Source organism: Bradyrhizobium sp. USDA 4451 (assembly GCF_054822585.1).
Genome location: NZ_JBTRCH010000001.1, coordinates 2,111,547 through 2,137,018 on the forward strand (window position 1 = coordinate 2,111,547; position 25,472 = coordinate 2,137,018).

Below are 25,472 nucleotides of genomic sequence, written 5' to 3' on the forward strand. Positions count from 1 at the left end.
GGATGCACGGCCCGGCAGGTGGCCGTCGACCCTTCGAGACGGCCGCTGCGCAGCCTCCTCAGGGTGACGGACACAAAGCTGAACGCACCGCGCGGAAGCGGAAACTCTACTCGTCCTTCTTCGCCGGCTGCGACATGCGCTCGAGGCGCTCCTGCATGTCCTTCATCTGGCGGCGCAGGTCGTCGATGTTGCCGTCGTCAGGCGCGGGCTCCGGCACCTTCTCGGCCTCAGTGCCGCCGCGCTGCGGCACGAACGGCTTGAACATCGAGAAGGTCTGCTGGAACAGCTCCATGTTGCGGCGGACCTGCTCTTCCAGCGGCGCAAACGGCGTCCCGCTCAGCGCGCCCGCGATCTGCTTGCGGAACTTCTCCTGCTCCTTGGTCAGCGTCTCGATCGACTGTTCGAGATATTTCGGCACCACCATCTGCATGCTGTCGCCATAGAAGCGGATCAGCTGGCGCAGGAAGGTGGTCGGCAGCAGGTTCTGCCCGGCCTTGTTCTCCTGCTCGAAGATGATTTGCGCGAGCACGGAGCGGGTAATGTCGTCGCCGGTCTTGGCGTCATAGACGAGGAAATCCTCGCCCTCCTTCACCATCGCCGCGAGATCCTCGAGCGTCACATAGGTGCTCGTACCGGTATTATAGAGCCGCCGGTTCGCGTATTTCTTGATCGTGGTCGGATGTTCAGATTTTGCCATGGGCTCTCACTTCAACACCGAAGAACCTGGAACCCCGACGGCATCGCCGCAGGGCTAAATGCAACGCATCGCAGCAAAGGTAAGCATTTTCAAAGCCGCTCGGCTACCGTTTTGTGCTTTGCGGTTAATTCCAAAGCATAGGATTTGCTCAGGAATGTGCCAAGGGCGTCGTTTTGAGTGCGTCGCGGCGCGATTTGCGCGACAGTTCGATTGACATGGCTCGATGAGCTTTACAGGATGGGCATTAAGAGACAGGCCCGCCAAACTGGCCGCCCGCCGTCGAGAAACCCAGCTACAACCCATAGGAGATGTCCATGTCAGACGATGTCGTCATCGTCAGCGCCGCCCGCACCCCCGTCGGTAGCTTCAACGGCGCCTTCGCCACCACGCCGGCCCACGACCTCGGTGCGATCGCCATCAAGGCGGCGCTGGAGCGTGCCGGCGTCGAGGGTGGCCAGGTCTCCGAAGTCATCATGGGCCAGATCCTCACCGCGGCGCAGGGCCAGAACCCGGCCCGCCAGGCCTCGATCGCAGCCGGCATCCCGGTGGAAAGTCCGGCCTGGGGCGTCAACCAGCTCTGCGGCTCGGGCCTGCGCACGGTGGCGCTGGGCTACCAGGCGCTGCTCAACGGCGATTCCTCGATCGTCGTTGCGGGAGGCCAGGAATCCATGAGCATGGCCCCGCACGCGCAATATCTGCGCGGTGGCGTCAAGATGGGTGACCTCCAGCTGATCGACACCATGATCAAGGACGGCCTGTGGGATGCCTTTAACGGCTACCACATGGGCAACACCGCCGAGAACGTCGCCAAGCAGTACCAGATCACCAGGTCGCAGCAGGACGAGTTCGCGGTCGGCTCGCAGAACAAGGCCGAGGCGGCGCAGAAGGCCGGCAAGTTCAAGGACGAGATCGTCCCGGTCACCATCAAGTCCCGCAAGGGTGACATCGTGGTCGACGCCGACGAGTATCCGCGCCACGGCGCCACGCTCGATGCGATGGCCAAGCTGCGCGCCGCATTCGAGAAGGACGGCACCGTGACCGCCGGCAACGCCTCGGGCATCAATGACGGCGCCGCCGCCGTGGTGCTGATGACCGCCAAGGAAGCCGCCAAGCAGGGCAAGAAGGTGCTGGCCCGCATCGTCTCGTGGGGCCAGGCCGGCGTCGATCCCAAGATCATGGGCACCGGTCCGATCCCCGCCTCGCGCGCGGCGCTGAAGAAGGCCGGCTGGAACATCGCCGACCTCGACCTGATCGAGGCCAACGAGGCGTTCGCGGCGCAGGCCTGCGCCGTCAACAAGGATCTCGGCTGGGATCCGGCCAAGGTCAACGTCAACGGCGGCGCGATCGCGATCGGCCATCCGGTCGGCGCATCGGGTGCGCGCGTGCTGGTGACGCTGCTGCACGAGATGCAGAAGCGCGATGCCAAGAAGGGCCTCGCGACGCTGTGCATCGGCGGCGGCATGGGCATCGCCATGTGCGTTGCACGCGACTGAACAAAAGGCAGCGGGGCCGGTTAGGTGATGAAAAGATCATCTGTCAACCGCGGCGCGAGCTGATAAATAAGATGCCCGGCTTTGCGCCGGGCATTTTGTTTCGGGAGCATGATGCGGAAAAGCGTGAAGCGGTTTTCCGAAAAGATCATGCTCAAAAGAGGGGAGCTAAAGCGCGATGACGATTCAGCCTTATCCCATCGCGCTTCGTTGAGTGAGTGCGAAGGCCGGAGTTATCCGGTTATAAAAGACGGCCAAGGAGGAAACGGACATGGCACGTGTTGCATTGGTGACGGGCGGAACGCGCGGTATTGGAGCTGCGATCAGCAAGGCGCTGAAAGCGGCCGGCTACAAGGTAGCGGCAAGCTACGCCGGCAATGACGCCGCGGCGGAGAAGTTCAAGGCGGAGAGCGGGATCCCCGTCTACAAGTGGGACGTCGCGTCGTTCGACGCCTGCGCGGCCGGCGTCAAGCAGGTCGAGGCCGATCTCGGCCCGGTCGACGTGCTCGTCAACAATGCCGGCATCACCAAGGATACTGCGTTCCACAAGATGACCGTCGAGCAGTGGAACGCGGTGATCAACACCAACCTCGGTTCGCTGTTCAACATGACGCGCCAGGTGATCGAGGGTATGCGCGCCCGCAAGTTCGGCCGCGTCATCTCGATCTCCTCGATCAACGGCCAGAAGGGCCAGTTTGGCCAGGTCAACTACTCCGCGGCGAAGGCCGGCGACATCGGCTTCACCAAGGCGCTGGCGCTCGAGAACGCCAAGGGCGGCATCACCGTGAACGTGATCTGCCCGGGCTACATCAACACCGAGATGGTGCAGGCGGTGCCGAAGGACGTGCTCGAGAAGAGCGTGATCCCGCAGATCCCGGTCAACCGGCTCGGCGAGCCGGAAGAGATTGCGCGCGCGGTGGTGTTCCTCGCCGCCGACGACGCCGGCTTCATCACCGGCTCGACGCTGACCGTGAACGGCGGCCAGTATCACGCCTGACGCCTTTACCTTCATTGCCTGCGACAAATGCAGGCGTTTGCGCGAGTGACGAAGCAATCCAGGTTCGGTATGACGCCGCATGGATTGCTTCGCAGCGCTTTTCATCAGCAAGGCTGTTGTCGGCGAGCACACCGAACTGTAATCCGTCATCCCCGCGCAAAGGCGAAGCTTTTGCGCGGGGATGACGGTGATGCAGCGATGTGCTGGCGCCGGCCAGTTGACCCGCGACGATGAGACAATGACGACCCGAACTGCCACCCTTGTCGGACTGACCGCCATCCTGATGTGGTCGCTGCTGTCGGTCATGACGGTTGCGACCGGGGCGATCCCGGCGTTCCAACTCGCTGCCATGACCTTTGCGATCGGCGCCGCGGTGGCGTTCGCGAGCTTCCTGCTGCGGCCGTCGGCGTTCGGCGCGTTGAGGCAGCCGCTGCTCGCCTGGGTGGTCGGCGTCGGCGGGCTGTTCGGCTATCACGCGCTGTACTTCCTGGCGCTGCGCTTCGCGCCGCCGGCCGAGGCCGGCCTGCTCAATTATCTCTGGCCGCTGCTGATCGTGCTGTTCTCCTCGCTGCTGCCGGGCGAGCGGCTGGCGATCCATCACGTCATCGGCGCGCTGCTCGGCCTTGCCGGCACCGTGCTGCTGTTCGCCGGCAACACCGGCGCCTTCACCCGCGAACAGACTCCAGGCTTCGCGGCGGCTTTCGTCGCGGCGTTCGTCTGGGCCGCCTATTCGGTGATGTCGCGCCGGCTCAAGGCGGTGCCGACCGATGCCGTGGCGGGCTTCTGTCTCGCGACCGCGGTGCTCGCGGCGCTGATGCACATGATGGTGGAGACCACGGTGTGGCCGGCGACGCCGCTGCAATGGCTCGCGGTTGTGGCGCTCGGCATCGGTCCGGTGGGGGCTGCGTTCTTCGCCTGGGACATCGGCATGAAGCGCGGCGACATCCGCGTGCTCGGCGCCGCCTCCTACGCCACGCCGCTGCTCTCGACCGCGTTCCTGATCCTGGCGGGCTTTGCCAAGCCGAGCGCCAACATCGCCATCGCCGCGATCCTGATCGCCGGCGGCGGCCTGATCGCGGCGAAGGACATGGTGTGGAAGCGCTGAGGGTTATCAACTCGTCATTCCGGGATGCGCCACTTGGCGCAGGCCCGGAATCCATTTCACCGCTTGCACTTGCGGCCCAATGGATTCCGGGCTCGCGCTCCGCGCGCCCCGGAATGACGAACTAAGTCGGCTCCCAGCCTTTCGGCGCCAGCTCGAACGTCGCAAATTCGAATCCCGGTGCGACGGTACAGCCGACCAGCGTCCAGTCGCCGCTGCTTTCCGCGGCTTGCCAGGCGCCAGCCGGCACGATGACCTGCGGCTGCTCGCTACCGATGACGTCAGGCCCGAGTGCGATCGCATGCTGCGGCTCGCCGTCGCGCGCGATCCGCAGCGTCAGCGGTGCGCCGGCGTAATAGTGCCACGTCTCGACGGCGTCGATGCGATGCCAGTGCGAGCGCTCGCCGCGCGCCAGCAGGAAATAGATCGCGGTCGAACGCGAACGGCCCTCGGCATCGCGGCGTTCGTCGCGAAACGTCTCGCGATAATGCCCGCCTTCGGGATGCGGCTTCAGGTCGAGCCGCGCGATGATGTCGGCAGCGGAGAGCTGGGACATCAGGATTTGTTCTTGCGCTCGCGGAGCTCGCCGAACACCTGCGCGGGGTCGGCGCCCTTCATGTGCAGCTTCGCCGCAACCGAAGGCTCGTCGGCGCGCAGGAACACGTTGGCCTTCTTCTCGTCGCCGAGCAGCACGGGAATCGTCGGCTTGTTCTCTGCACGCAGCTTTGTCACCTCCGCCGCGCGCGCCTGCAAATGCGGATTGTCAGCCTCGATGGTGAGCGCGAACTTCACATTCGCCGCGGTGTATTCATGGCCGCAATAGAGTCGGAAATCGTCCGGCAGCGAACGCAGCTTCAGAAGCGAATCCCACATCATCGGATAGCTGCCCTCGAACACCCGGCCGCAGCCGATCGAGAACAGCGTGTCGGCGGCGAACACCGCCTTCTCGCCGTCGAACACGTAGGAGATATGGTCGAGCGTATGGCCGGGGGTTTCCACCACGCGGGCCAGGAGACTGCCGACCTTGATGACGTCGGCATTGGCGGCGCGCAGGTCGACATTGGCGATCTTGGCCGAGTGGTCGTGCGGGGCGACGACGCGGCAGCCATATTTCTGCTTCAGCTCGGCGACGCCGCCGACATGGTCGCCATGGTGATGGGTGATCAGGATGTCGGTCAGCATCCAGCCTTCGCGCTCCAGCGCCTTGATGATCGGGCCGGCCTCCGGCGCGTCGATCGACGCCGTTGCCTTGGTCGCGGGATCGTGGATCAGGTAGCCGAAATTGTCGGTGAGGCAGCTGAAGGTACGAATCTCGGCGGTCATGATATCTCCACGAACAAACGGGACGAACATTTCAGAGCATGATCGTCTGGGAAAAACCGGTCGCAACTTTCCCGGGTCATGCTCTTAACGCGCCCAATATAGGTGTGAAATATGGCGTTAACGCTCCGGCGGCAACGCAATTTTCCGCGCAGCCGGCTCACTGCCGGCATGTTAGGCTGGCAACCATGGACGTCATCGACCTCCGCGACTTCTATTCGCAGCGCCTCGGCATCGTGGCGCGGCAGCTGATCAACCGCGGCATCCGCGCACGGTGGCCGAACGCGGACGGCCAGCGTGTGCTCGGGCTGGGCTATCCGACGCCCTATCTCGGCCTGTTCCGCGAGACCTGCGAGCGCTGCATTGCCTTCATGCCGGCGGCCCAGGGCGTGCTGAAGTGGCCGACCGGCCGGCCGGCGCTGGCGACCCTGATCGACGAATTCTCGATGCCGCTGCCGGATGCCGCGGTCGACCGCGTGCTGCTGGTGCACGCGCTGGAGATGTCCGACGATCCCGAGCGGCTGCTGCGCGAGGTGTGGCGGGTGCTGTCACCGTCGGGCCGGCTGATCGCGATCATCCCGAACCGGCGCGGCGTCTGGACCCGCACCGATGCCACGCCGTTCGGCCATGGCCGGCCCTATTCGCGGGCGCAGATCACCCAGCTGTTACGGCAGACCTGGTTCACGCCGGCGTCATGGGGCGAGGCGCTGTTCATGCCGCCGGTGCAGGGCAGCTGGTTCCTGCGCTCGGCGATGGCGTGGGAGCGCGTCGGCGCCGCGCTGTCGATGCCGTTCGCGGGCGTGCATATCGTGGAGGCCAGCAAGCAGGTCTATCGCGCGATTCCCGCGCGCCGCGAACGCACCCAGCTGATCCCGTCATTGCGTCCGGTGCTGGTGCCGTCCTCGACGGCAACGCGCAAATCGAGTCACTCGGAGTCGTAGGGCGCACCCGCCCCTGGAGGGGAGGGTGGCCGCATACGTACCTGCGTTACTCGTTGCCCGGATTGAAGTCGTCGCCGCTCGGCGCGGGCTGCGCCGCCATGTCGGGACGCGGGCTGTGCGGACGGCGGCGGCGGCGCGGAAACCGCTCGCTGCGTTCGCCGCGCTCTGCGCCGCCATTGTTGCCTTCATAGGCCCCGCCATTGACCTGCGGCTGCGCGCCGCCGGTGATGAACGAGGGCAAGCGATCGACGCCGCCGGCATCCGCCATTGCGGGCTGCGGCTGGTTCTGCGGTTGCGGCTGGTATTGCGGCTGCGGACGATGCTCACGCTCGCGATGTTCGCGCGGTTGGTGCTCACGCGGCTGCTGGTCCCGCTCGCGATGCTCGCGCGGCTGCTGCTGATCGCGCTGGTAGGGCTGCTGGCCGTTCTCGCGCAGGAAGGGTTGCTGCTGCTGCGGCACGAAGCCCGGCTCCTGGCCGAAGCTCGAATAGCCGTCGTCGTCGCCGTCTTCGGTTACGACCGGCTCGGCGTCGGGACGCGGCTGCTGCTGATTCTGCCGGAACTGCTCCTGCGCAGCCGCGATGATCCGGTAGTAGTGCTCGGCGTGCTGATAGTAGTTCTCGGCCGCCACCGGATCGCCGGAGGAGCGTGCATCACGCGCCAGCTGGACGTATTTCTCGGCGACGTGGGAGGCGGTGCCGCGGATCTTGATGTCGGGTCCGTTCGATTCGTACACCCGTGTCAGGGGATTCTGGCCGCGCCGGTTATTGTTGTTGTTATTGTTATTATTGTTCCGGTTGCGCATCCGCTTGTTGTTCTGACCGTTTCTCATCTGTCGCCTTTTATTCCAGCCCTGAAGTGATTGCAGTCCGTCATGTTCGATCCGTCACGTTCGATTCGGCGCGCGCCTAGGCACACGGAATCGCAATACCGTTCGAAGTGGCATCGATATCGCCGACCATCTCGTTCAGCAAAGTCGCGTGCAGCAAAGACGCGTTCCCCAACCGCCGGCAACGCCCGCCAGCGACCAAATCATACCGCCCGTTGAGACAGGCCCAGTTCTCGTGCGTAAGTCTTCAAGCGCAATAACAGGCTTTCGTTCGCTTGGCGGTCAGAGCAGCACAGCTTCGGCTATTGCGCTCAATAGACCTGCGTTCCTGGAACCTTTCGATCGGCGGGCTCTGCTGAACCCTGGTCATCACCCGTAACGATTACGGGGCCAGCACCGATGTTGTGCCCGGAACGTAGTCGTTCCCGGGGGATAATCCAAGAGGTTTTTTTGCGTTCCAATAGGACTTTATCGGGGCGGCCGGCGGGCCGAAACGGCCCTCGGAATGCCCCCGAGGTCGGCCCTCGGCGGGCCTGTTGGGGATAACCCGGACGCCGTCATCAGGGCTTCAACGTCGCCGCTTTGGCCCTCCCCGATTTCCACAACCAGAAATCCACCCGAGGCCAGAAGACCCGTAGATTGCGAAATCAGCGCGCGATAGGCGTCGAGCCCGTCGGGACCGCCGTCGAGCGCCGCGCGCGGGTCGTGCGCGCGCACCTCGATGTCGAGACCGGCGATGTCGGCCGAGGGAATATAGGGCGGGTTGGACACGATCAGGTCGAACGTGCCGGTCAGGGCGCTGGCATAGTCGCATGCGATCCATGTCGTGCGCGCGCCGAGTCCTAGCTCGGCGGCATTCCGGCTCGCCGTCTGCAATGCCTCGGCCGAGATGTCGGTGGCGTAGCCATGCGCGTTCGGCAGTTCCGAGAGCAGCGCCAGCAGGATCGCGCCGGAACCGGTGCCGAGATCGGCGATCCGCAAGGCGCGATCCTCCGCGCCGTCGCCGCGCAGCAGCTCGAGCGCACGCTCGACCACGGTCTCGGTGTCGGGGCGCGGCACCAGCGTCGCGGCGGAAAGGAGCAGCGGCAGCCCCCAAAACTCCTTGACGCCGAGAATGCGTGCGACCGGTTCGCCGGCGAGGCGGCGTCGTGCGAGGGCCTCGACACGATCCGCTTCGTCAGAGGTCAGGGTGCGCTTGGCGCCGGTGATCATGCCGGTCAGGTCTAGGCCGAGCGCGGCGCCGATCAGCAGCCGTGCATCGAGCTCGGCCGAGTCGTTGCCGGCGGCCGTAAGGCGCGTGGCGAGCGCGCGACGGGCACCCTCGACGGTCGGGTTGGCGTTTTCAGCTGACGGGCTCATCGCGCGTTGTTAGCCGATGGTCGATGCGGCGTCGATATCGCTTGCGCGGCGCGTGGCCGGCGCGCACGGTCGAAGCCTCAACCGACCGATCCGGAACGCGCGACCATGACGGGCTACGACGACCAGAACATCTTCGCCAAAATCCTGCGCGGCGAGATCCCGAGCTTCAAGATCCACGAGACCGACCGGACCTTTGCCTTTCTCGACATCATGCCGCGTTCGCCGGGGCATACGCTGGTGATTCCGAAGGCGCCGGCGCGCGGCATCCTCGACATCGCGGAGGATGACCTTGCCGCGGTGGTGCGGTCGGCCAGGCGCATCGCCATCGCCGCGATGAAGGCATTCTCCGCCGACGGCATCATCATCCAGCAGTTCAGCGAGCCCGCCAGCGGGCAGGTGGTGTTTCACCTGCACATGCATGTGATGCCGGTGAAGGCCGGCGTCGCGCTGCTGCCCGCGCAGACCGTCAAGGCGGAGATGGATGTGCTCGCCGATCATGCCAAACGCATGATCGCGGCGCTCGCGGACTGAGTTGTTGGGCTACACCCCGAGGTAGCGTTGCAGGACGTCAGGCTGCGCCTTGATCTCCTGCGCCGGCCCTTCATGGACGATGTGCCCATTGTTGATGATGTAGATGCGCTGCGCCAGCGCCAGCGTCGCGGCGAGGTTCTGCTCCACCAGCACGATGGTCTGTCCGGCCTCGGCGAGATCGCGGCAGGCCTTCATCAGGTCGCGCACAATCACCGGCGCCAGTCCCTCGAACGGCTCGTCGAGCAAGATGATCTTGGGATCGCGCACCAGGGCGCGCGCGATCGCCAGCATCTGCTGCTCGCCGCCCGACAGATCGGTGCCGCGATTGCTGCGCCGCTCGCGGAGCCGCGGAAACATCTCGTAGATGCGATCGAGCGGCCAGCGCTGCGAGGCGGTCAGGCCGGCGATCACGAGGTTCTCCTCGACGCTCAGGCTGCCGAAGATGCGGCGCTCCTCATGGACCAGCTGCATGCCGACCTGTGCGATCTTGTGGCTCTTCTTGCCGGCGATATCGATGCCGTCGAACCTCACGGAGCCGCGGCGCGGGGTGACCACGCCCATCAGGCTCTTCAGCGTCGTGCTCTTGCCGGCGCCGTTGCGACCGAGCAGCGCCACCACCTCGTTGCGTTCGACGCGCATCGAGACGTCGAACAGGATGTGGGAATCCCCGTAATAGCTGTTCAGTCCGTTGACTTCGAGCAGGCTCATGCGGCGAGCTCTCCATGCACGCCGCCAAGATAGGCTTCCTGGACGGTCGAATTGTTCTTGATCTCCTCCGGCGTTCCCTCGACCAGCACGCGGCCTTCCTGCAGCACGGTGACGCGCTCGGCGAGCTCGAACAACGCATCCATGTCGTGATCGATGATGATCATGGTGCGGCCCTGGCTGATCGACTTCAGGAGCTTCACGGTCTCTACGCGCTCGCGCGGGCTCATGCCGGCCAGCGGCTCGTCGAGCAGCAACAGGCTCGGCGAGGTCGCTAGCGCCAGTCCGATCTCGAGCCGCCGCTTCTCGCCATAAGCGAGCTCGGAGACCGGCGTATCCGGCCGCGCGGCGAGATCGACCAGCTCGAGCGTGTGCTGCACGCGCTCGGACAGGCCGGGAATGCTGTCGATGCTGCGGAACAGGTCGAGCTTGAACTTACCGCGCAGCCCCGACAGCGCCGCGATCACCAGGTTCTCGCGCACGGTCAGTCCGGCGAACAGCTGATTGACCTGGTAGCTCTTGGTCAGCCCGAGCTGGCAGACGTCGGTGACGTTCATGCCGGTGATGTCGCGGCCGTCAAACAGGATGGTGCCCGAGGTCGGGTGAACCTCGCAGGTCAGCATCTTGAAGAAGGTCGACTTGCCGGCGCCGTTCGGGCCGATGATGCCGCGCAGTTCGCCGTGATTGACGGTAAAATCGATGTCGCTGTTGGCGAGCAGGCCGCCATAGCGCTTGGTCAGGCCTCTGGCCTGGAGGATCGGTCCGGACGGACTGCCCTCGGGGCGAGGCCGCACAGGCGCCGGGGCGGCGGCCGCTGCGATGGCGGCGTGCGGCGCGGTTGCGACGGCGACTGCCTCCGGCTCGCTCTCCTCCGGCTCGCGGGCGTCGCGCTGTCCGGTGAGCAGGTCACAGAGATCGGCGAGGCCGCCGATGATGCCGCGGCGCAGGAAGCACACCAGCAGCACGAACACGACGCCGAGCACCAGCTTCCAGGCCGCGCCGAGCCCGAGCGCCGCTTGCAGGAAGTCCTGCAGCGACAGCCACACCGCGGCGCCGACCAGCGGTCCGAACAACGTGCCGCGGCCGCCGATCGCGGTCTGCATGACGAGCTGCCCCGAGGTGTCGAAGGTGAAGGCGTCGGGCGGCATGAAGGCCTGCAGGACGCCCAGGAGGCCGCCGGCAAAGCCGGCATAGGCGGCGGCGATCACGAAGGCGGTCAGCTTGTAACCGTGGATGTTGTGGCCGACCGCGGTCGCCCGCAGCGGATTGTCCCGGATGGCGCTGAACACGGCGCCGACCGGCGAGCGCACGATGCGCAGCGCGATCACGACGCCGATGAAGTAGCACAGCGCCAGGAACTGATAGAGCGACCAGCCGGTGGTGAAGTGCAGCGTGGTGAAGCCGAGATTGAAGCTCGGGGTCGGCACGCCCGGCAGCCCGTTCTCGCCGCCGGTGAAGTCCGACAGCGGATTGAACTCGACGAAGAAGAATACCTCGGCGATCGCGACCGTGATCATGGCGAAGTAGATGCCGGTGCGGCGCAGCGCGATCAGGCCGATCAGATAGCCGGTGGCGGCAGCCGCGATCATGCCGATGACGAGTGCGAGCACGACGTAGGGGAAGCCGGCGCGGGTCAACAGATAGGCGGCGACGAAGCCGCCGGTGCCGTAAAAGGCCGACTGGCCGAACGACAGCAGGCCGGTGAAGCCGAACAGGATATCGAAGCCGAGGCCGAACAGGCCCCAGACCAGGATCCGGTTCACCGTGTTGGGTGCAAAGCCGAACCACGGCAGCACGAAGGGCGCGACGATCAGGCCGGCGGCGGTCAGGAATTCGATCAGGTACGGGCGCTGTTTCAGCATCTAGATATCCGTCGTCATTCGCGGCCCTGCGTGCCGAGCAGGCCGTGTGGTCGAAGCACGAGCACGAGCGTCATCGCCGCGAACAGCATGACGTAGGCGTAGCCGGGGTTGAACATCGAGGTGATGCTGATGATCTCGCCGGCGATCAATCCGCCGAGGATGGCGCCGGGGAACGAGCCGACGCCGCCGATCACCACCACCACGAAGGTCTCGACCAGGATGTCGTCACCGACACCCGGCGTCAGCGACACCACAGGGGCGTTGATGATGCCGGCAAAGCCCGCGGCCATTGCGCCGATGCCGAACACGATCATGAAGACGCGGTAGACGTTGATGCCGAGCGAATCGACCATCACCGAATCCTCGATGCCGGCGCGCACGATCATGCCGAGCCGGGTGCGATACAGGATCAGGAACAACCCGCCGAGCGCGGCCGCGACGATGCCGACTACGGCGAGCCGGTAGGTCGGGTAGAACAGGAAGCCGAGCGAGGTGATGCCCTGCAGCAGCGCCGGCGGCGGCACCACCTGCGATTGGCTGGTGAAGATCAACCGCACGATCTCGACGAAGCAGATGCCGAGGCCGAAGGTGACCAGCAGCTGGTCCTCATGCGGGCGATGGTAGAAATGGCGGATGATGATCCGCTCCATCGCAACACCAAGCGCCATCACGAACAGCGATCCGGCGAGGACGGCGAGAATGAACGAGCCGGTGTAGGAGTAGGCCACATATCCGGCGTAGCCGCCGATCATGAACATGGCGCCGTGGGCGAGGTTGAGCACCCCGAGCGTGCCATAGATGATCGTCAGCCCGGAGCTGATCAGCGCGAGCAGCGCGCCGAGCGCCAGCCCGTTGAAAAGTTGCGAGACGAAGTTTGGCCAGTTGATCATGGCGTGCGTTCAGTTGGCCCGGTCAATGAAGGATGCGTTCTGACACAAGGCGGCGCCGCGGGTCGGGTCGCCCCGCCCACGGCGCCGAGTCGTCTCACGTCAATCAGGTGTAGTCGCCGAGATGGCAGCCGAACGCGTCCGGCTTCTGCATCAGACCGTCGCCGGGGACGATCTCGACCACCTCGTAATAGTCCTCCTTGTTCTTCATCTCCTTTTCCATCTTGCCGCGGACGATGATGACGGGGCGGACGCACTGGTGATCCTCTGGGCGATAATGCACGTCGCCGACCAGCGACGGGATGGTTTCGCCCTTCTCGTAGGCCTTGATGACGTCGGGCGGAAAGAAGCTGCCGGCCTCCTCGACCATCCGGGCCCAGTGCGCGAAGCTGACATAGGCGTTCTCGGCGCCCCACTCCGGCTTGTAGCCGTACTTCTTCTCGAAGGTCTCGTTGAACATCTTGGCCAGCGGATACTTGTCCTCGATGGTCCACCAATAATCGGTCGCGGCATAGACGCCCTGCATCAGGCCGCCGGTCTCGCGCGCGATGAACGGCACCTGGTAGGGCACCACGAGCTTCATCTTATCGAGCACGCCGAACTGCTTGGCCTGCTGCGTCGACAGCACGGCGTCGTGGCCCCAGTTGACGTTGATCAGCACGTCGGCGCCGGAATTCGCGACGTTGAGCAGGTAGGACGAATAGTCAGGCGCGCCGAGCGGCGACACCTGATTGGTGACCGTCGTCCAGCCCGCCTGGGCGAGGAAGTCCTGCATCGACTTGGTGACGGTGTGGCCGTAGGTGTAGTCGGGCGTCAGGTAGGCGGCCTTCTTGTTCTTGCCGAACTGCTTGATCAGCACAGGCGCGATCGCGGCAGCCGCGGTCTGGCCGAAGAAATTCTGGCGGAAACCGTAACGTACGCAATCCTTGCCGGTGGTGTCGTTCGATCCGGAGATGCCGCAGACGAAGATCACCTTCTCGCGCTGCGCCAGCTTGTTCAGCGCGACCGCGACCGCGCTCGAGGTGCCGCCGGTGATCATGACAGCCTTGTTCTCGGTGATGAAGCGCTGCTGCGCCTGCACCGCCTCGTTCGGCTTCGCCGCGGAATCCGCGACACCGAACTTCAGCTCCTTGCCGAGCACGCCCTTGCTGGTCTTCGGCGAGATCTTCTTGATCAGATCGTGGCCGCTGTTGATGTGCTCGATCGCGAGCTGATAACCCTTGAGTTCATCCTCGCCCTGAACCGCATAGGTGCCGGTGCGCGGCACCGAGATGCCGATGAAGACCGAGGAGCCGGACGTGCCGCCGGGATAGGTCCCGATCGCCGGCTTGTCTTCGGCGAATGCGCGCGATGCGATCGATGCCGGCAGCATGGTGCCGCCGATCAGGCCTGCACCGGCCTGCAACAGGGTGCGACGCGAGACGTTCGATGCTCTGCCCGGCCATAAATCCTTGGTGCTCATCGCTCGATATCCTCCAATTATATTGATTGTTGGCGCGCACGATCATTCGTCGCCGGATCGGGGCGATCGGCTGCGGGATGCGCCGGCTGCGATGGAGCAGCCTGTCACAGCTACAATTCCCCACCGGCATATTTAGTCAATGTCACCTTTCGTCGAATCATATCGATCTACGATAGAATTAATGTCGGTTCACGTTGTATCGAGGGTTTACCGCCCGGGTGCCGGTCCTGTAAGTGAGGGAGCGATGATCGAACAGCCTTCAAATCGCACCGCAAATGCCGCCGAGCATGCCGTGACCGAGGACGGCAGCGCCGAGCCATCGGGCGGCCTGAGCATCCGCGCGCTCAACGTGCTGAAGGAACTTTCGCTCGAGCTGCTCGACGAAGTGCCGCCGAAGCTGGGCTGGACGCCACCGGACGATCTGCTGCGGCTGCTCACTGCGCGCCATCTTGCGACCGCGCGAAATTGCGGGCGGCAAACCATGCGTGAGATCATCGATTGGGCCGCGACGCGCGGGATCTCGATCCCGTCGCCGCATCACACCGGCAAATCGTTGTCGGAGGTCTGGGGCGGTCTGGTCGAGCGTGCCTCGGCCGGGCATCTCACCAAGAGCGAGATCACCGAGGCGCTGGAGAAGTCGATCCGCCGCAGGAGCCCGCGGATCCCGGTCGCGTTCCAGATCGTCCTATTGAAGATATTGAGCTCGAGCTACGATCACTGGCCGCAGCCGTGATCTCGCCTCGCCGGGCCACTCGTCCGTCAAACCGTTGAAAACATGAGTGCAAAGAGCGCCGGCAGGATGGTCCGCCGGGCTCGGGCTTGCTAGCGTCGCGTGGCTCCTGCCGATTGGCAGAGCGAGCCAGCAATGGGACGGCGGAATGCCTCAAGCAAAGCAGCGACGAACGCAAGCCGCGACGGTCGATTACGCGGCGCTGGCCCGGTTCCGCTACCAGCTGCGCAGCTTTCTCGCGTTCAGCGAAGAGGCGGCCCAGCAGGCCGGGCTAACCCCGCAGCAGCACCAGGCGCTGCTCGCCATCAAGGGGTTCTCCGGAACCGAGCCGACCACGGTCGGCGATCTCGCGCGCTATTTGCTGATCCGCCACCACACCGCGGTCGAGCTGGTCAACCGGATGGTGAAGCTCGGGCTGCTCACGCGCACCGTCGATGCCGCTGATGGCCGGCGTGTCCAGGTGACGTTGACGGCGCAGGGCGAGCGCAAGCTGCAGGCGCTGTCGAAGATTCATCTTGAGGAACTGACCACGGCGGGCCCCGCGCTCGGCAAGATCCTGCGCCATTTCAGGCAGTCGCAGAAACGCTGATCCTCAGGCCGCGGCGCCCTGGGCGGCGAGCTGCGCGGCCTGGTGCTCGGTGGTCAGCGCATCGATCAGTTCGCTTAAGCTTTCGCCGGCGATCACCTGCGGCAGCTTATAGAGCGTCAGGTTGATGCGGTGGTCGGTGACGCGCCCTTGCGGGAAATTATAGGTGCGGATGCGCTCGGAGCGATCGCCGGAGCCGACCTTCTCCTTGCGGTCGGCGGAGCGCGCGGCTTCGACGCGCTGGCGCTCGGCGTCGTAGATGCGCGAGCGCAGGATGTTCATCGCCGACGCCCGGTTTTTGTGCTGCGAGCGGCTGTCCTGCATCATCACCACGATGCCGGTCGGCAGATGGGTGATGCGGATCGCGGACTCCGTCTTGTTGACGTGCTGACCGCCGGCGCCGCCGGCGCGCATGGTCTCGATCCTCAAGTCGGTGTCCTTGATGTCGACGTCGACGTCCTCGACCTCGGGCAGCACCGCGACGGTGGCGGCCGAGGTGTGGATGCGGCCCTGGGTCTCGGTGTCGGGCACGCGCTGCACGCGGTGCACGCCGGATTCGAATTTCAGCTTGGCGAACGCGCCGCGGCCCTGCACCTCGGCGATGATTTCCTTGAAGCCGCCGACGGTGCCTTCGCTGGCCGAGATCACCTCGACCTTCCAGCCCTGCAAGGCGGCGAAGCGCTCATACATCCGGAACAGGTCGCCGGCGAACAGCGAGGCCTCGTCGCCGCCGGTGCCGGCGCGGATTTCCAGCACCACGTTGCGGTCGTCCATCGCGTCCTTCGGCAACAGCGCGACGCGGATCTTCTGCTCGAGATCGCCGATCCGCGCCTGCAGCGTCTGAAGCTCGGCCTCCGCCATGCTGCGCATCTCGGGATCGGTACCGGCATCCGCCAGCATCGCCTCGGTGTCGCTGAGTTCGGTTCGGGCCGACCGATACGTCTTCACCGCGTCGATCAGCGGGTTGAGCTCGGCGAGCTCGCGCGTGATCGCAACATAGCGGTCGGACTTGACCTCGCCGAGCAGCTCGGCCTCGAGCGAGGCGTGATGGGCGAGCAGGACGTCGAGTTTGGCTTCGGGTAGCATGGCGGTATCTCGAATTGCAGGAGGCGCGACGGGCGGCGGAAGCGACGACAGCGTCGCTACAAGGCCAGCCCCTCGGTTTCCGCAAACTTGGTCAGCGCCTCGCGGATCGACACGCTGCCGACCGGGGCGTCCAGCAGCGGATTGATCATCGCCTCGGCCTTCTTGGCGTCGAGGTCGAGGATCAACGCCTTCACCGGGCCGTGCGCCGTCGCCGACAGCGACAGCGAGCGATAGCCGAGCGCAATCAGCGCCAGCGCGCCGATCGGCTTCGAGGCCATCTCGCCGCACAGCGAGGCGACCTTCTTCGCGGTCCTGGCCTTGCGCACGATGTCGCGCAGCGCGCGCAGGATCGGCGCCGACAGGATGTCGAACCGCTCCGAGACCTTGGCATTGCCGCGGTCGACCGCGAACAGGAATTGGAACAGGTCGTTGGAGCCGACCGAGACGAAGTCGACCTTCTTCAGCAGTTCGTCGAGCTGGTAGAGCAGCGCCGGCACCTCGACCATGGTGCCGATGTCGATTCGCTCGGGCAGCGAATGGCCGTGCTGGCGCAGATAGGTCAGCTCACGCTCGACGATCGCCTTGGCCTGGTCGAACTCGGCGATGTCGGAGATCATCGGGAACATGATCTTCAGCGCGCGGCCGCCGCCGGCGCGCAGCAGCGCGCGGATCTGGCCGCGCAGCAGGCCGGGGCGATCGAGGCCGAGCCGGATCGCGCGCCAGCCGAGCGCGGGATTTTCCTCGACCACGGTCTCCATATAGGGCAGCGCCTTGTCTCCGCCGATATCGAGCGTGCGGAAGGTGACGGGTTTTGCGCCCGCGGCGTCGAGCACGGTGCGGTACAGCGCGAGCTGGTCGCTCGAGCGCGGCAGGCTCGGGCTCACCATGAACTGCAATTCGGTCCGGAACAGGCCGATGCCGGCGCTGCCGGTGTCCTCGATATGCGGCAGGTCGATGGTCAGGCCGGCATTGATCAGGAGCTCGATCGGCTGGCCGTCTTTAGTCACGCAGGGCTTGTCGCGCAGCGCCGAATATTGTGCCTGCCGCCGCGCCCGGAACCGGACCCGCTCGGCATAGGCCGATTCGATCTCGGTGGAGGGGCGGACATAGATCTCGCCGGAAATGCCGTCGACGATGATGGCATCGCCGGGATCGGCGATGCCGGGCGCGTTCGGCACTTCGCCGACCGCGGGAATGCCGAGCGCGCGCGCCACGATCGAGACGTGGGAATTCGCAGTGCCTTCCTCCAGCACCAGGCCGCGCAGCCGCTTGCGGTCATAGTCGAGCAGCGCCGCCGGGCCCATCGCGCGGGCGATCAGGATGGCATTGTCGGGCAGCTGCTCGCGCGACGGCGCATGGTCCTGGCCGACCAATTGCCGCATCAAGCGATGGCCGAGATCCTCGAGGTCGTGCAGCCGGTCGCGCAGATAGGGGTCGGTCGAACGCAGCATGCGGGCGCGGGTGTCGGATTGCACGCGCTCGACCGCGGCCTCAGCGGTCAGGCCGGTGGCGACCGCCTCATGCAGCTTGTGCGACCAGCCCTGGTCGTTGGCGAACATGCGGTAGGCTTCCAGCACCTCGCGGTGCTCGCCGCCGTCGGCGACGTCGCCGCGCTCCAGCATGCGGTCGAGATCGGCACGCAGGTTGGCCAGCGCGGTGTCGAGGCGCTTGACCTCCTTCGGCAAATCCTCGGCGATGTAGTTGGTGATGACGACGCGCGGCTCGTGCAGCACGACATGGCCGAGCGCGATGCCGTCGGACAGCACCGCGCCGGTCTTGTGCAGCGAGTGCCGTGCGGCGGGCTCGGCGCCGGGCTGCGCCAGCGCGGCAAGCTCGCCGGAGGCGATCATCTCCGCCAGCACCATGGCGGTGGTCTGCAGCGCCTCGACCTCTTCCTCGACATAGGTGCGCTTGGCGCGGTTCTGCACCACCAGCACGCCGAGCGTATTGCCGGCGCGCAGGATCGGCACGCCGAGGAACGAGTGGTAGATCTCTTCGCCGGTCTCCGGGCGGTAGGCGAAGGCCGGATGGCTTTGCGCGTCGGACAGATTGAGCGGCGTCGCCTCGCTGGCGACGAGGCCGACCAGGCCTTCATGCGCGCTCAGCACGGTGCGGTGGACGGCGTCGCGGTTCAGACCTTCGGTGGCGTAGAGCTCGAGCGTGTTGTCGACGCGCAGCACGTAGCAGGAGCAGACCTCGGCCACCATGTTGGCCGCGATCAGCACCACGATCTTGTCGAGGCGCTCCTGGGCGGAGACTTGCTCCGCCATGGTTTCGCGGAGCCGTCTCAACAGGATGCGTGGGCCTCCCGACGCGCTCCGCATATGCTTCAGTCCCTCCCCACGAGGCCGGCGCACCTGGCCGGCCGGCCGCTGGCGCAAAACTCGTCAAAAACAACAATTTTAGTCATTCGGTGTCGCCGCTCGCGCCAGTTCCCGCCGATTCGGGATCGCTCAAACTGTGCCACAGTTTGCGACAGCCTACCTGACTGGCCGTATAGCCAATCGAGGCTGGCTTTGCCAAGCAAAACGCCTGCCAGTAGCAAATAACGTCTGCGTCAGCCCTATGCTGCGCCCGCTAAGAGAAATTCTAACTCCGGGGTGGGCGGAGGCCGGATATCCCGTGCTCTCTCCCCGTCATTCCGGGGCGCGCCCCTTGGCGCGAGCCCTGAATCCATTGGGCCGCAATCCGGGTGGTGGAATGGAGTCCGGGCTCGACGCTTCGCGCGGCCCCGGAATGACAGCGGAGGGTGTCCCGCCTGCCTGTCGGCCCTACGCCTGATCCAGCCCGTACAGCGTGTGCAGCGTGCGCACCGCCAGTTCGGTGTAGGCGGCGTCGATCAGCACCGAGAACTTGATCTCGGACGTGGTGATGGCGCGAATGTTGATGTTGCGGTCGGCCAGCGCCTTGAACGCCTTCGCCGCGACGCCGGCATGGCTGCGCATGCCGCTGCCGATCACCGAGACCTTGGCGACGTCGGTCTCGGTGTCGAGCCGGGCGAAGCCGATCTTGGCCTTGGCGGCGGTAATGGTGTCCTTGGCGCGGTTGTAGTCGGTTGCCGGCACGGTGAAGGTGAGGTCGGTGGTCTTGCCGTCCTCCGACACGTTCTGCACGATCATGTCGACATTGATGTTGGCATCCGCGAGCGGCCCGAAGATCGCCGCGGCGACGCCCGGTTTGTCCTCGATCTGGCGCACGGAAATCTGGGCTTCGTCCTTGGAGAAGGCGATGCCGGTGACGACGTGCATTTCCATGATTTCCTCCTCGCTGCAAATCAGCGTGCCCGGCGGCTGGTTGGCGTGCGGGTCGATATCCTCTGGCTTGTCGAAGCTGGAGCGCACGAAGATCGGCATGTTGTGCACCATGCCGAGTTCCACCGAGCGAACCTGCAGCACCTTGGCGCCCTGCGAGGCCAGCTCCAGCATGTCCTCGAACGCGATCTTGTCGAGCCGGCGTGCCTTCGGCACCACCCGCGGATCGGTGGTGTAGACGCCGTCGACATCGGTATAGATGTCGCAGCGGTCGGCTTTCAGCGCGGCTGCGATCGCCACCGCCGAAGTGTCCGAACCGCCGCGGCCGAGCGTGGTGATGCGGCCGGTGTCGGGGTTGATGCCCTGGAAGCCGGCGATCACGGCGACTTCCTTGCGCTCCTTGAAGCGGGTGATGATCTCGGTGCCGTCGATCTCGAGGATCCGCGCCGAGGCGTGCGCGTCCGAGGTCTTGATCGGGATCTGCCAGCCCTGCCAGGAGCGGGCCTGGATGCCGATGCCCTGCAGTACGATCGCGAGCAGGCCCGACGTGACCTGTTCGCCGGAGGCGACCACCGCGTCATATTCGCGGGCGTCGTGCATCGGCGAGGCGTCGGTGCACCAGGCCACCAGTTCGTTGGTCTTGCCGGACATCGCGGAGACGACCACGGCGACCTCGTGGCCTGCGTCGACCTCGCGCTTCACATGCTGCGCGACGTTGCGGATACGATCGATATTGGCGACGGACGTACCGCCGAATTTCATCACGAGGCGGCCCATGACGACGCGTCTATTCCTTTAAGAGGATAAGTAGGTTAACCCACGCCGAAAACCGCAAGCATGGGGACCGAAAGGCGCGTATACATAGCGCCGCGCCCGGGGGCAAGCCGGTTGGTGGGGCTCTCTTGAGGTCCTTCAGGGGTGTTTTGGCCGGTTGCGGGCGGGCTGTGGCGCAAGGGTGACTCAAGGTGAATCGCCCGGGGGTGACCGGGACGTAATGTGAAGGCGGATTGGATGGCACGTTACATCGACGATATCCTGCAGCCTGGCGAGAAGGTGCTGTATTCCACCAATGCGCACTGGATCTTCTACTGGCAGGCGATCCTGGCCTGGATCGTCGCGCTGGCGCTGCTGATCGCCTCGCGCCTGACGACGGTCGACGGCCTCACGCTGGCCTGCCTGGCGGCCGCCGCCGTGGTCGCCGTCGCGGCGCTGTACTGGACTGCCGCGGCCTGGTTCCATCGCTGGACCACGGAAACCGACGTCACCAATTTCCGCGTGGTGCACAAGAGCGGCTTCATCAAGCGGCGCACCTTCGAGATGAGCCTCGACAAGGTCGAGAGCGTCGACGTCAACCAGAGCATCATGGGACGGCTGCTCAATTATGGCGACGTCACCATCCGCGGCGTCGGCGAGGGCATCGAGATCATCAAGACGATCGCCTCGCCGCTGTCGTTCCGCAATTCGATCACCGCGCGATAGGGGCGCGCGCATCCATGGCGACACAATCAACTTTGTCCAATGCCTCCTCCGGTTCGGTCGATCCGGCCGAGGTCGCGAAATTCTCAAAGCTGTCGGATGAATGGTGGGATCCGCGCGGCAAGATGGCGCCACTGCACAAGATCAATCCGCTGCGCCTGACCTATATCCGCGACGCCGCCTGCCGCAAGTTCGAGCGCAATGCCAAGAGCCTGAATTGCCTGTCCGGCCTGCGCCTGCTCGACATCGGCTGCGGCGCCGGGCTGTTGTGCGAACCGTTCACCCGGCTCGGCGCCCAGGTGATCGGGATCGATCCGTCCGCCACCAACATCGCCGCGGCGAAGCTGCACGCCGACAAGGGCCATCTGTCGATCGACTACCGCTGCACCACGGTGGAGGAGATGGACGCGCGCGAGCGCTTCGACATCGTGCTGGCGATGGAGGTGGTCGAGCACGTCAACGACGTCGGCGCCTTCATCAAGCGCTGCGCTGTCATGCTCAAGCCCGGCGGGCTGATGGTGGTCTCGACCCTGAACCGCAACTGGAAGAGCTTCGCGCTGGCGATCGTCGGCGCCGAATACGTGCTGCGCTGGCTGCCGCGCGGTACCCATGAGTGGAGCAAGTTCGTCACCCCCGCCGAGCTCGAGCGCTATCTCGGCGACGTCAACCTCACCGTCACCGAACAGGCCGGCGTGGTCTACAATCCCCTCGCCGACAAATGGACGGTGTCGACCGACATGGACGTCAACTACATGGTGGTGGCGGAGGAGGTGTAGCCTTCACCTCGTCCTGCTAGCGTAGCCCGGAAGGAGCGCAGCGTAATCCGGGACCGGTCTGTCCGCGGTTGGGGTGGCCCGGATTGCGCTTCGCTGCATCGGGGCTACGGCAGATCGCGGTGGCAGCGCAGCCCTGTCATGCGCCGTTTTGGTTGACCGCATCATCCGCAATCGGCACGCTCGGCGTGTATCCCGCCCCGGCACGCTTTCCTCACCCGCATGTTCACCATCGCCTCGCTCTGGATCCCCTTCACCATTGTCGCTGCGTTCGGGCAGGTGGCGCGCAACGCGATGCAGCGGCATCTCACCGCGCCGCTTGGCACCTGGGGTGCGACCAACATCCGCTTCCTGTTCGGCCTGCCGTTCTCGGTGGTGTTCTTTGCGCTCGCGATCATCGCAACCGGCGATCGCGTGCCGTGGCCGGCGGCCTCGTTTTGGCCGTGGCTGGTGTCCGGCGCGCTCAGCCAAATCGTCGGCACCGGCTTCATGCTGCTCGCAATGAACGACCGCTCTTTCGTGGTGACCACCGCCTATATGAAGACCGAGGCGATCCAGACCGCGATCTTCGGCTTCATCTTCCTTGGCGACCATCTCACGGCATCAAAGGTGATCGCGATCGTGATCGCCACCATCGGGGTCGTCATCACGGCGCTGCGGCCCGGCGGGCAAAAGAGCTTTGCCGATTTGCGCCCGACCGTGCTCGGCCTCGGCGCCGCCGCGGTATTCGCGATCTCGGCGGTGAGCTTTCGCGGCGCCATCATTGCGGTGCCAGGCGTCTCGTTCGTGACGGCGGCGTCCTGCACGCTGATGTGGAGCCTGTTCGTCCAGACCCTGATCCTGTCGGTCTATCTGTTGCTGCGCGCGCCCGACGTGCTGCGGAATATCCTCGGCCTGTGGCGGCCCTCGCTGTTCGCGGGCTTCATGGGCGCGTTCTCGTCGCAATTCTGGTTCCTGGCGTTCGCGCTCACCGCCGCCGCCAATGTGCGCACGTTGGCGCTGATCGAGGTGCTGTTCGCGCAGGGCGTGGCGTATTTTTCGCTCAAGCAGCCATTCTCGCTGCGTGAGGTGTTCGGCATCATCCTGATCGTGATCGGCGTCGCGCTCTTGATCGCCGCCTAGACTCTCGGTTGACGCGTTTTCTTCAGGCGAACCGGTGCCCACTTCGCTCGAAAACGCTATCAGCCCTTGACGGCAATCAGCACCGCGCCGGCGGAGATCAGCGCGATCCCGATCCAGCCATAGGCCGACGGGCGCTCGCCGAGAAAGGCAGCGCCGAACAGCGCCACCAGCACCACGCTGAGCTTGTCGATCGGTGCGACCAGCGTCGCCGGCCCGAGCTTGAGCGCGCGGAAATAGCAGATCCACGAGGCGCCGGTGCCGAGCCCGGACAGCAGCAGGAACAGCCAGCTCCTGGCCGAGATCGGTCCGGCCTGGGTGAATTGCCCGGTCGCGAACAGGATCGCCGACAGCGTGATCAGCACGACCACGGTGCGGATCAGCGTGGCGAGGTCGGAGTTGATGCCCTCGACGCCGACCTTGGCGAAGATCGCGGTCAGCGCCGCGAACACGGCGGACAGAAACGCCCAGACCTGCCAGGAGGAGAAGGTTTCGGGGGTCATGCGAACTCCCTCCTGTCATTCCGGGGCGCGCGAAGCGCGAGCCCGGAATCCATTGGGCCACAGAACCCGCGTTGGAATGGATTCCGGGCTCGCGCCAAGGGCGCTCCCCGGAATGACGAGAGGGGAGTCAATTCCTATCTTCCGGCAGCGTCGGCAGCGGTGAGACCTCGACGCCCTCGTCGATCAGCGCGCGCGCCTCTTCGGGCGAGGCCTCGCCGTAGATCGGCCGATGCTCGATATCGCCGTAATGCATCTTGCGTGCTTCGTTGGGGAAGCGCTCGCCGACATTGTCCGCGTTCTTGACGATGTGGTCGCGCAGTTCCTTCAGCTTGCTGCGCAGCTCGCGCTCCTGCGCCATCATCAGCGAGGTCGATTCGGTGGAAGCTGCCTCGACAGGCGCGACCGGCGGCTTCTGGGCCGGCTCGCGGCCCTTCTTGCTGACGACCCGGGGCGCCATGATGGCGCGCTCGACCTTATCGGAGCCGCAGGACGGGCAATCGATCAGGTGACGCCGCTCCTGCGATTCATAGGCCGAAGAGCTCTGGAACCAGCTCTCGAACTGATGGCCCCGCTCGCAGCGCAACGTGTAGCGGATCATGCCGATCCCCGGACGAGGTGCAGATGCTCCGGGCCCGCCTTGGGGTCGGCGATGCCGAACCGCCTGCCATGCTGCAGCGAGGGAATGGTCTTGCGCGCGGTCTCGACCTTGGCGGGATCGATCTCGGCCAGGAATACGCCAGGCTCGACGCCGCCCTCGGCGAGGATCTCGCCCCAAGGGTCGATGATCAGCGAATGGCCGAAGGTCTCGCGCTTGTTCTCATGCAGGCCGGCCTGCGCGGCTGCGAACACGAAGCAGCCGGTCTCGATGGCGCGGGCGCGCAGCAGCGTGTGCCAATGCGCCTCGCCGGTCTTGCGGGTGAAGGCCGAGGGTACGGTGAGGAACGACGCGCCGGCTTCGGCCAGCGCGCGGTACAGCGCCGGGAAGCGCACGTCGTAGCAGATTGTGAGGCCAATCCGGCCCCAGGGCAGGTCGGAGATCACCGCGGTCTCGCCGGGCTGGTAATTGGCCGATTCGCGGTAGCTCTCGCCGCCGGGCAGGTCGATATCGAACATATGGATCTTGTCGTAGCTCGCGAGGACATTGCCCTCCGGCCCGATCAGGAACGAGCGATTGACCGCCTTCTCCGGCGAATAGCGCAGCGCCAACGAGCCGACATGCAGATGGATCTTCAGCTCGGCCGCCAGCGCGCGGTACGCCTTCAGCGACTTGTCGTCCTCTTCGCTCGCCAAGTGCTCAAACAGCGCCTTGCGGTTGAGCTGCATCATGTTGCTGACCTCGGGGGTCAGCACGTATTTGGCGCCCTGCGCCGCCGCTTCGCGGATCAGCCGCGTGCCCTGCTCGAGGCTCGGCTCCGGCAGCAATCCGGTGCGCATCTGCACCATCGCGGCGGTGAAAATATTGTCCGTGCTCATCAGGCGCCGCCTCCGTTGCTGAGCAGGCCGTCGAGCTTGCCTTCGCGGTCGAGCGCGTAGAGCTCGTCGCAGCCGCCGACATGGGTCTTGCCGATGAAGATCTGCGGGAAGGTCGAGCCCGCGCCGGCGCGATCGTACATTTCGTCGCGATAGGCCGGGTTGCTGGCGACGCTCAATTCGGTGAACGCCGCGTTCTTGCGCGTCAACAGCGATTTGGCCGCGGTGCAATAACCGCAGCCCGGGCGGGTGTAGATTTCAATGGCAGCGGTCATGGTGTGCTCGGTTGAACCAGA

General features: G+C 65.4%; 26 protein-coding genes. 10 read left to right on the plus strand and 16 right to left on the minus strand.

What is annotated here, in order from left to right; all coding sequences use genetic code 11:
* Nucleotides 1–106: 106 nt before the first annotated feature.
* Nucleotides 107–697, minus strand: a complete 591-nt coding sequence (phaR, locus tag ACVMB0_RS09715; protein ID WP_456751014.1) for a polyhydroxyalkanoate synthesis repressor PhaR — start codon at nucleotides 695–697, stop codon at nucleotides 107–109.
* A gap of 314 nt (nucleotides 698–1,011) precedes the next feature.
* Here phaR and ACVMB0_RS09720 point away from each other — a divergent pair, with 314 nt between their 5' ends.
* The 3 genes from ACVMB0_RS09720 to yddG all read left to right on the plus strand — a co-directional run bounded on the left by ACVMB0_RS09720 (nucleotide 1,012) and on the right by yddG (nucleotide 4,289).
* Nucleotides 1,012–2,190 carry an acetyl-CoA C-acetyltransferase gene (locus tag ACVMB0_RS09720; RefSeq protein ID WP_456751013.1) on the plus strand — a complete coding sequence of 393 codons (1,179 nt, stop codon included), beginning with the start codon at nucleotides 1,012–1,014 and terminating at the stop codon, nucleotides 2,188–2,190.
* A gap of 268 nt (nucleotides 2,191–2,458) precedes the next feature.
* Entirely contained in the window at nucleotides 2,459–3,184 is a 726-nt protein-coding gene (phbB, locus tag ACVMB0_RS09725) for an acetoacetyl-CoA reductase (protein ID WP_456751012.1), read from the plus strand.
* Nucleotides 3,185–3,422: 238 nt separating this feature from the next.
* Nucleotides 3,423–4,289 carry an aromatic amino acid exporter YddG gene (gene yddG, locus ACVMB0_RS09730; RefSeq protein ID WP_461346076.1) on the plus strand — a complete coding sequence of 289 codons (867 nt, stop codon included), beginning with the start codon at nucleotides 3,423–3,425 and terminating at the stop codon, nucleotides 4,287–4,289.
* A 121-nt stretch (nucleotides 4,290–4,410) separates the two neighbouring features.
* Here yddG and ACVMB0_RS09735 read toward each other — a convergent pair whose 3' ends face one another.
* A complete protein-coding gene (locus ACVMB0_RS09735) occupies nucleotides 4,411–4,842 on the minus strand; it encodes a cupin domain-containing protein (RefSeq protein ID WP_461346077.1) in 432 nt (143 codons plus the stop codon).
* Nucleotides 4,842–5,609, minus strand: coding sequence for a hydroxyacylglutathione hydrolase (gene gloB / locus ACVMB0_RS09740; protein WP_461346078.1), 768 nt, complete (start codon nucleotides 5,607–5,609; stop codon nucleotides 4,842–4,844). Before gloB ends, ACVMB0_RS09735 begins: the two co-directional genes overlap by 1 nt.
* 185 nt (nucleotides 5,610–5,794) lie before the next feature.
* Between gloB and ACVMB0_RS09745 the strand changes: the two genes are divergently transcribed.
* Nucleotides 5,795–6,547, plus strand: a complete 753-nt coding sequence (locus ACVMB0_RS09745; protein ID WP_461346079.1) for a class I SAM-dependent methyltransferase — start codon at nucleotides 5,795–5,797, stop codon at nucleotides 6,545–6,547.
* A 46-nt stretch (nucleotides 6,548–6,593) separates the two neighbouring features.
* On the opposite strand, the gene ACVMB0_RS09750 is transcribed toward ACVMB0_RS09745, so the two are convergent.
* Nucleotides 6,594–7,379 (minus strand): DUF4167 domain-containing protein, encoded by a 786-nt coding sequence (locus tag ACVMB0_RS09750; RefSeq protein ID WP_456751007.1) that lies wholly within the window; start codon nucleotides 7,377–7,379, stop codon nucleotides 6,594–6,596.
* 465 nt (nucleotides 7,380–7,844) lie between these two features.
* Nucleotides 7,845–8,735: a peptide chain release factor N(5)-glutamine methyltransferase gene (gene prmC, locus ACVMB0_RS09755; RefSeq protein WP_461346080.1), complete on the minus strand. Its 891-nt coding sequence runs from the start codon at nucleotides 8,733–8,735 to the stop codon at nucleotides 7,845–7,847.
* Between the two features lie 105 nt (nucleotides 8,736–8,840).
* Here prmC and ACVMB0_RS09760 point away from each other — a divergent pair, with 105 nt between their 5' ends.
* Nucleotides 8,841–9,266 carry an HIT family protein gene (locus ACVMB0_RS09760; RefSeq protein WP_461346081.1) on the plus strand — a complete coding sequence of 142 codons (426 nt, stop codon included), beginning with the start codon at nucleotides 8,841–8,843 and terminating at the stop codon, nucleotides 9,264–9,266.
* Nucleotides 9,267–9,275: 9 nt separating this feature from the next.
* Here ACVMB0_RS09760 and ACVMB0_RS09765 read toward each other — a convergent pair whose 3' ends face one another.
* The 4 genes from ACVMB0_RS09765 to ACVMB0_RS09780 all read right to left on the minus strand — a co-directional run bounded on the left by ACVMB0_RS09765 (nucleotide 9,276) and on the right by ACVMB0_RS09780 (nucleotide 14,182).
* Nucleotides 9,276–9,974 carry an ABC transporter ATP-binding protein gene (locus ACVMB0_RS09765; protein ID WP_461346082.1) on the minus strand — a complete coding sequence of 233 codons (699 nt, stop codon included), beginning with the start codon at nucleotides 9,972–9,974 and terminating at the stop codon, nucleotides 9,276–9,278.
* Complete coding sequence (locus ACVMB0_RS09770; protein WP_461346083.1) at nucleotides 9,971–11,833, minus strand: branched-chain amino acid ABC transporter ATP-binding protein/permease; 1,863 nt, start codon at nucleotides 11,831–11,833, stop codon at nucleotides 9,971–9,973. Before ACVMB0_RS09770 ends, ACVMB0_RS09765 begins: the two co-directional genes overlap by 4 nt.
* Before the next feature lie 14 nt (nucleotides 11,834–11,847).
* Nucleotides 11,848–12,723: a branched-chain amino acid ABC transporter permease gene (locus ACVMB0_RS09775; RefSeq protein ID WP_461346084.1), complete on the minus strand. Its 876-nt coding sequence runs from the start codon at nucleotides 12,721–12,723 to the stop codon at nucleotides 11,848–11,850.
* Between the two features lie 103 nt (nucleotides 12,724–12,826).
* A complete protein-coding gene (locus ACVMB0_RS09780) occupies nucleotides 12,827–14,182 on the minus strand; it encodes a substrate-binding protein (RefSeq protein WP_456751001.1) in 1,356 nt (451 codons plus the stop codon).
* 244 nt (nucleotides 14,183–14,426) lie between these two features.
* Between ACVMB0_RS09780 and ACVMB0_RS09785 the strand changes: the two genes are divergently transcribed.
* The gene (locus tag ACVMB0_RS09785) at nucleotides 14,427–14,915 is read left to right on the plus strand and encodes a hypothetical protein (protein WP_461346085.1); all 489 of its coding nucleotides are present in this window, start codon (nucleotides 14,427–14,429) and stop codon (nucleotides 14,913–14,915) included.
* 145 nt (nucleotides 14,916–15,060) lie between these two features.
* On the plus strand, nucleotides 15,061–15,501 hold the full coding sequence (locus tag ACVMB0_RS09790) for a MarR family winged helix-turn-helix transcriptional regulator (protein ID WP_456750999.1): 441 nt from the start codon (nucleotides 15,061–15,063) through the stop codon (nucleotides 15,499–15,501).
* 3 nt (nucleotides 15,502–15,504) lie between these two features.
* Here the strand turns inward: ACVMB0_RS09790 and prfA are convergent, their stop codons facing one another.
* The 3 genes from prfA to ACVMB0_RS09805 all read right to left on the minus strand — a co-directional run bounded on the left by prfA (nucleotide 15,505) and on the right by ACVMB0_RS09805 (nucleotide 20,612).
* Complete coding sequence (gene prfA, locus ACVMB0_RS09795) at nucleotides 15,505–16,584, minus strand: peptide chain release factor 1 (RefSeq protein WP_461346086.1); 1,080 nt, start codon at nucleotides 16,582–16,584, stop codon at nucleotides 15,505–15,507.
* Nucleotides 16,585–16,640: 56 nt separating this feature from the next.
* Nucleotides 16,641–18,908, minus strand: coding sequence for a phosphoenolpyruvate--protein phosphotransferase (gene ptsP / locus ACVMB0_RS09800; RefSeq protein WP_456750997.1), 2,268 nt, complete (start codon nucleotides 18,906–18,908; stop codon nucleotides 16,641–16,643).
* 447 nt (nucleotides 18,909–19,355) lie between these two features.
* Complete coding sequence (locus ACVMB0_RS09805) at nucleotides 19,356–20,612, minus strand: aspartate kinase (protein ID WP_456750996.1); 1,257 nt, start codon at nucleotides 20,610–20,612, stop codon at nucleotides 19,356–19,358.
* 234 nt (nucleotides 20,613–20,846) lie between these two features.
* On the opposite strand from ACVMB0_RS09805, the gene ACVMB0_RS09810 reads away from it, so the two are divergent.
* The 3 genes from ACVMB0_RS09810 to ACVMB0_RS09820 all read left to right on the plus strand — a co-directional run bounded on the left by ACVMB0_RS09810 (nucleotide 20,847) and on the right by ACVMB0_RS09820 (nucleotide 23,206).
* Complete coding sequence (locus ACVMB0_RS09810) at nucleotides 20,847–21,314, plus strand: PH domain-containing protein (protein WP_456750995.1); 468 nt, start codon at nucleotides 20,847–20,849, stop codon at nucleotides 21,312–21,314.
* 14 nt (nucleotides 21,315–21,328) lie between these two features.
* On the plus strand, nucleotides 21,329–22,087 hold the full coding sequence (ubiG, locus tag ACVMB0_RS09815; RefSeq protein WP_456750994.1) for a bifunctional 2-polyprenyl-6-hydroxyphenol methylase/3-demethylubiquinol 3-O-methyltransferase UbiG: 759 nt from the start codon (nucleotides 21,329–21,331) through the stop codon (nucleotides 22,085–22,087).
* A 219-nt stretch (nucleotides 22,088–22,306) separates the two neighbouring features.
* Nucleotides 22,307–23,206, plus strand: a complete 900-nt coding sequence (locus tag ACVMB0_RS09820; protein ID WP_461346087.1) for an EamA family transporter — start codon at nucleotides 22,307–22,309, stop codon at nucleotides 23,204–23,206.
* Between the two features lie 59 nt (nucleotides 23,207–23,265).
* On the opposite strand, the gene ACVMB0_RS09825 is transcribed toward ACVMB0_RS09820, so the two are convergent.
* The 4 genes from ACVMB0_RS09825 to grxC all read right to left on the minus strand — a co-directional run bounded on the left by ACVMB0_RS09825 (nucleotide 23,266) and on the right by grxC (nucleotide 25,451).
* Nucleotides 23,266–23,706 carry an EamA family transporter gene (locus ACVMB0_RS09825; RefSeq protein ID WP_461346088.1) on the minus strand — a complete coding sequence of 147 codons (441 nt, stop codon included), beginning with the start codon at nucleotides 23,704–23,706 and terminating at the stop codon, nucleotides 23,266–23,268.
* Between the two features lie 127 nt (nucleotides 23,707–23,833).
* Nucleotides 23,834–24,304, minus strand: a complete 471-nt coding sequence (locus ACVMB0_RS09830) for a DUF1178 family protein (protein ID WP_461346089.1) — start codon at nucleotides 24,302–24,304, stop codon at nucleotides 23,834–23,836.
* Nucleotides 24,301–25,179 carry a carbon-nitrogen hydrolase family protein gene (locus ACVMB0_RS09835; RefSeq protein WP_456750990.1) on the minus strand — a complete coding sequence of 293 codons (879 nt, stop codon included), beginning with the start codon at nucleotides 25,177–25,179 and terminating at the stop codon, nucleotides 24,301–24,303. The genes ACVMB0_RS09830 and ACVMB0_RS09835 overlap by 4 nt, the downstream gene beginning before the upstream one ends.
* Nucleotides 25,179–25,451, minus strand: coding sequence for a glutaredoxin 3 (gene grxC, locus ACVMB0_RS09840; protein WP_456750989.1), 273 nt, complete (start codon nucleotides 25,449–25,451; stop codon nucleotides 25,179–25,181). The genes ACVMB0_RS09835 and grxC overlap by 1 nt, the downstream gene beginning before the upstream one ends.
* Nucleotides 25,452–25,472: the final 21 nt, after the last annotated feature.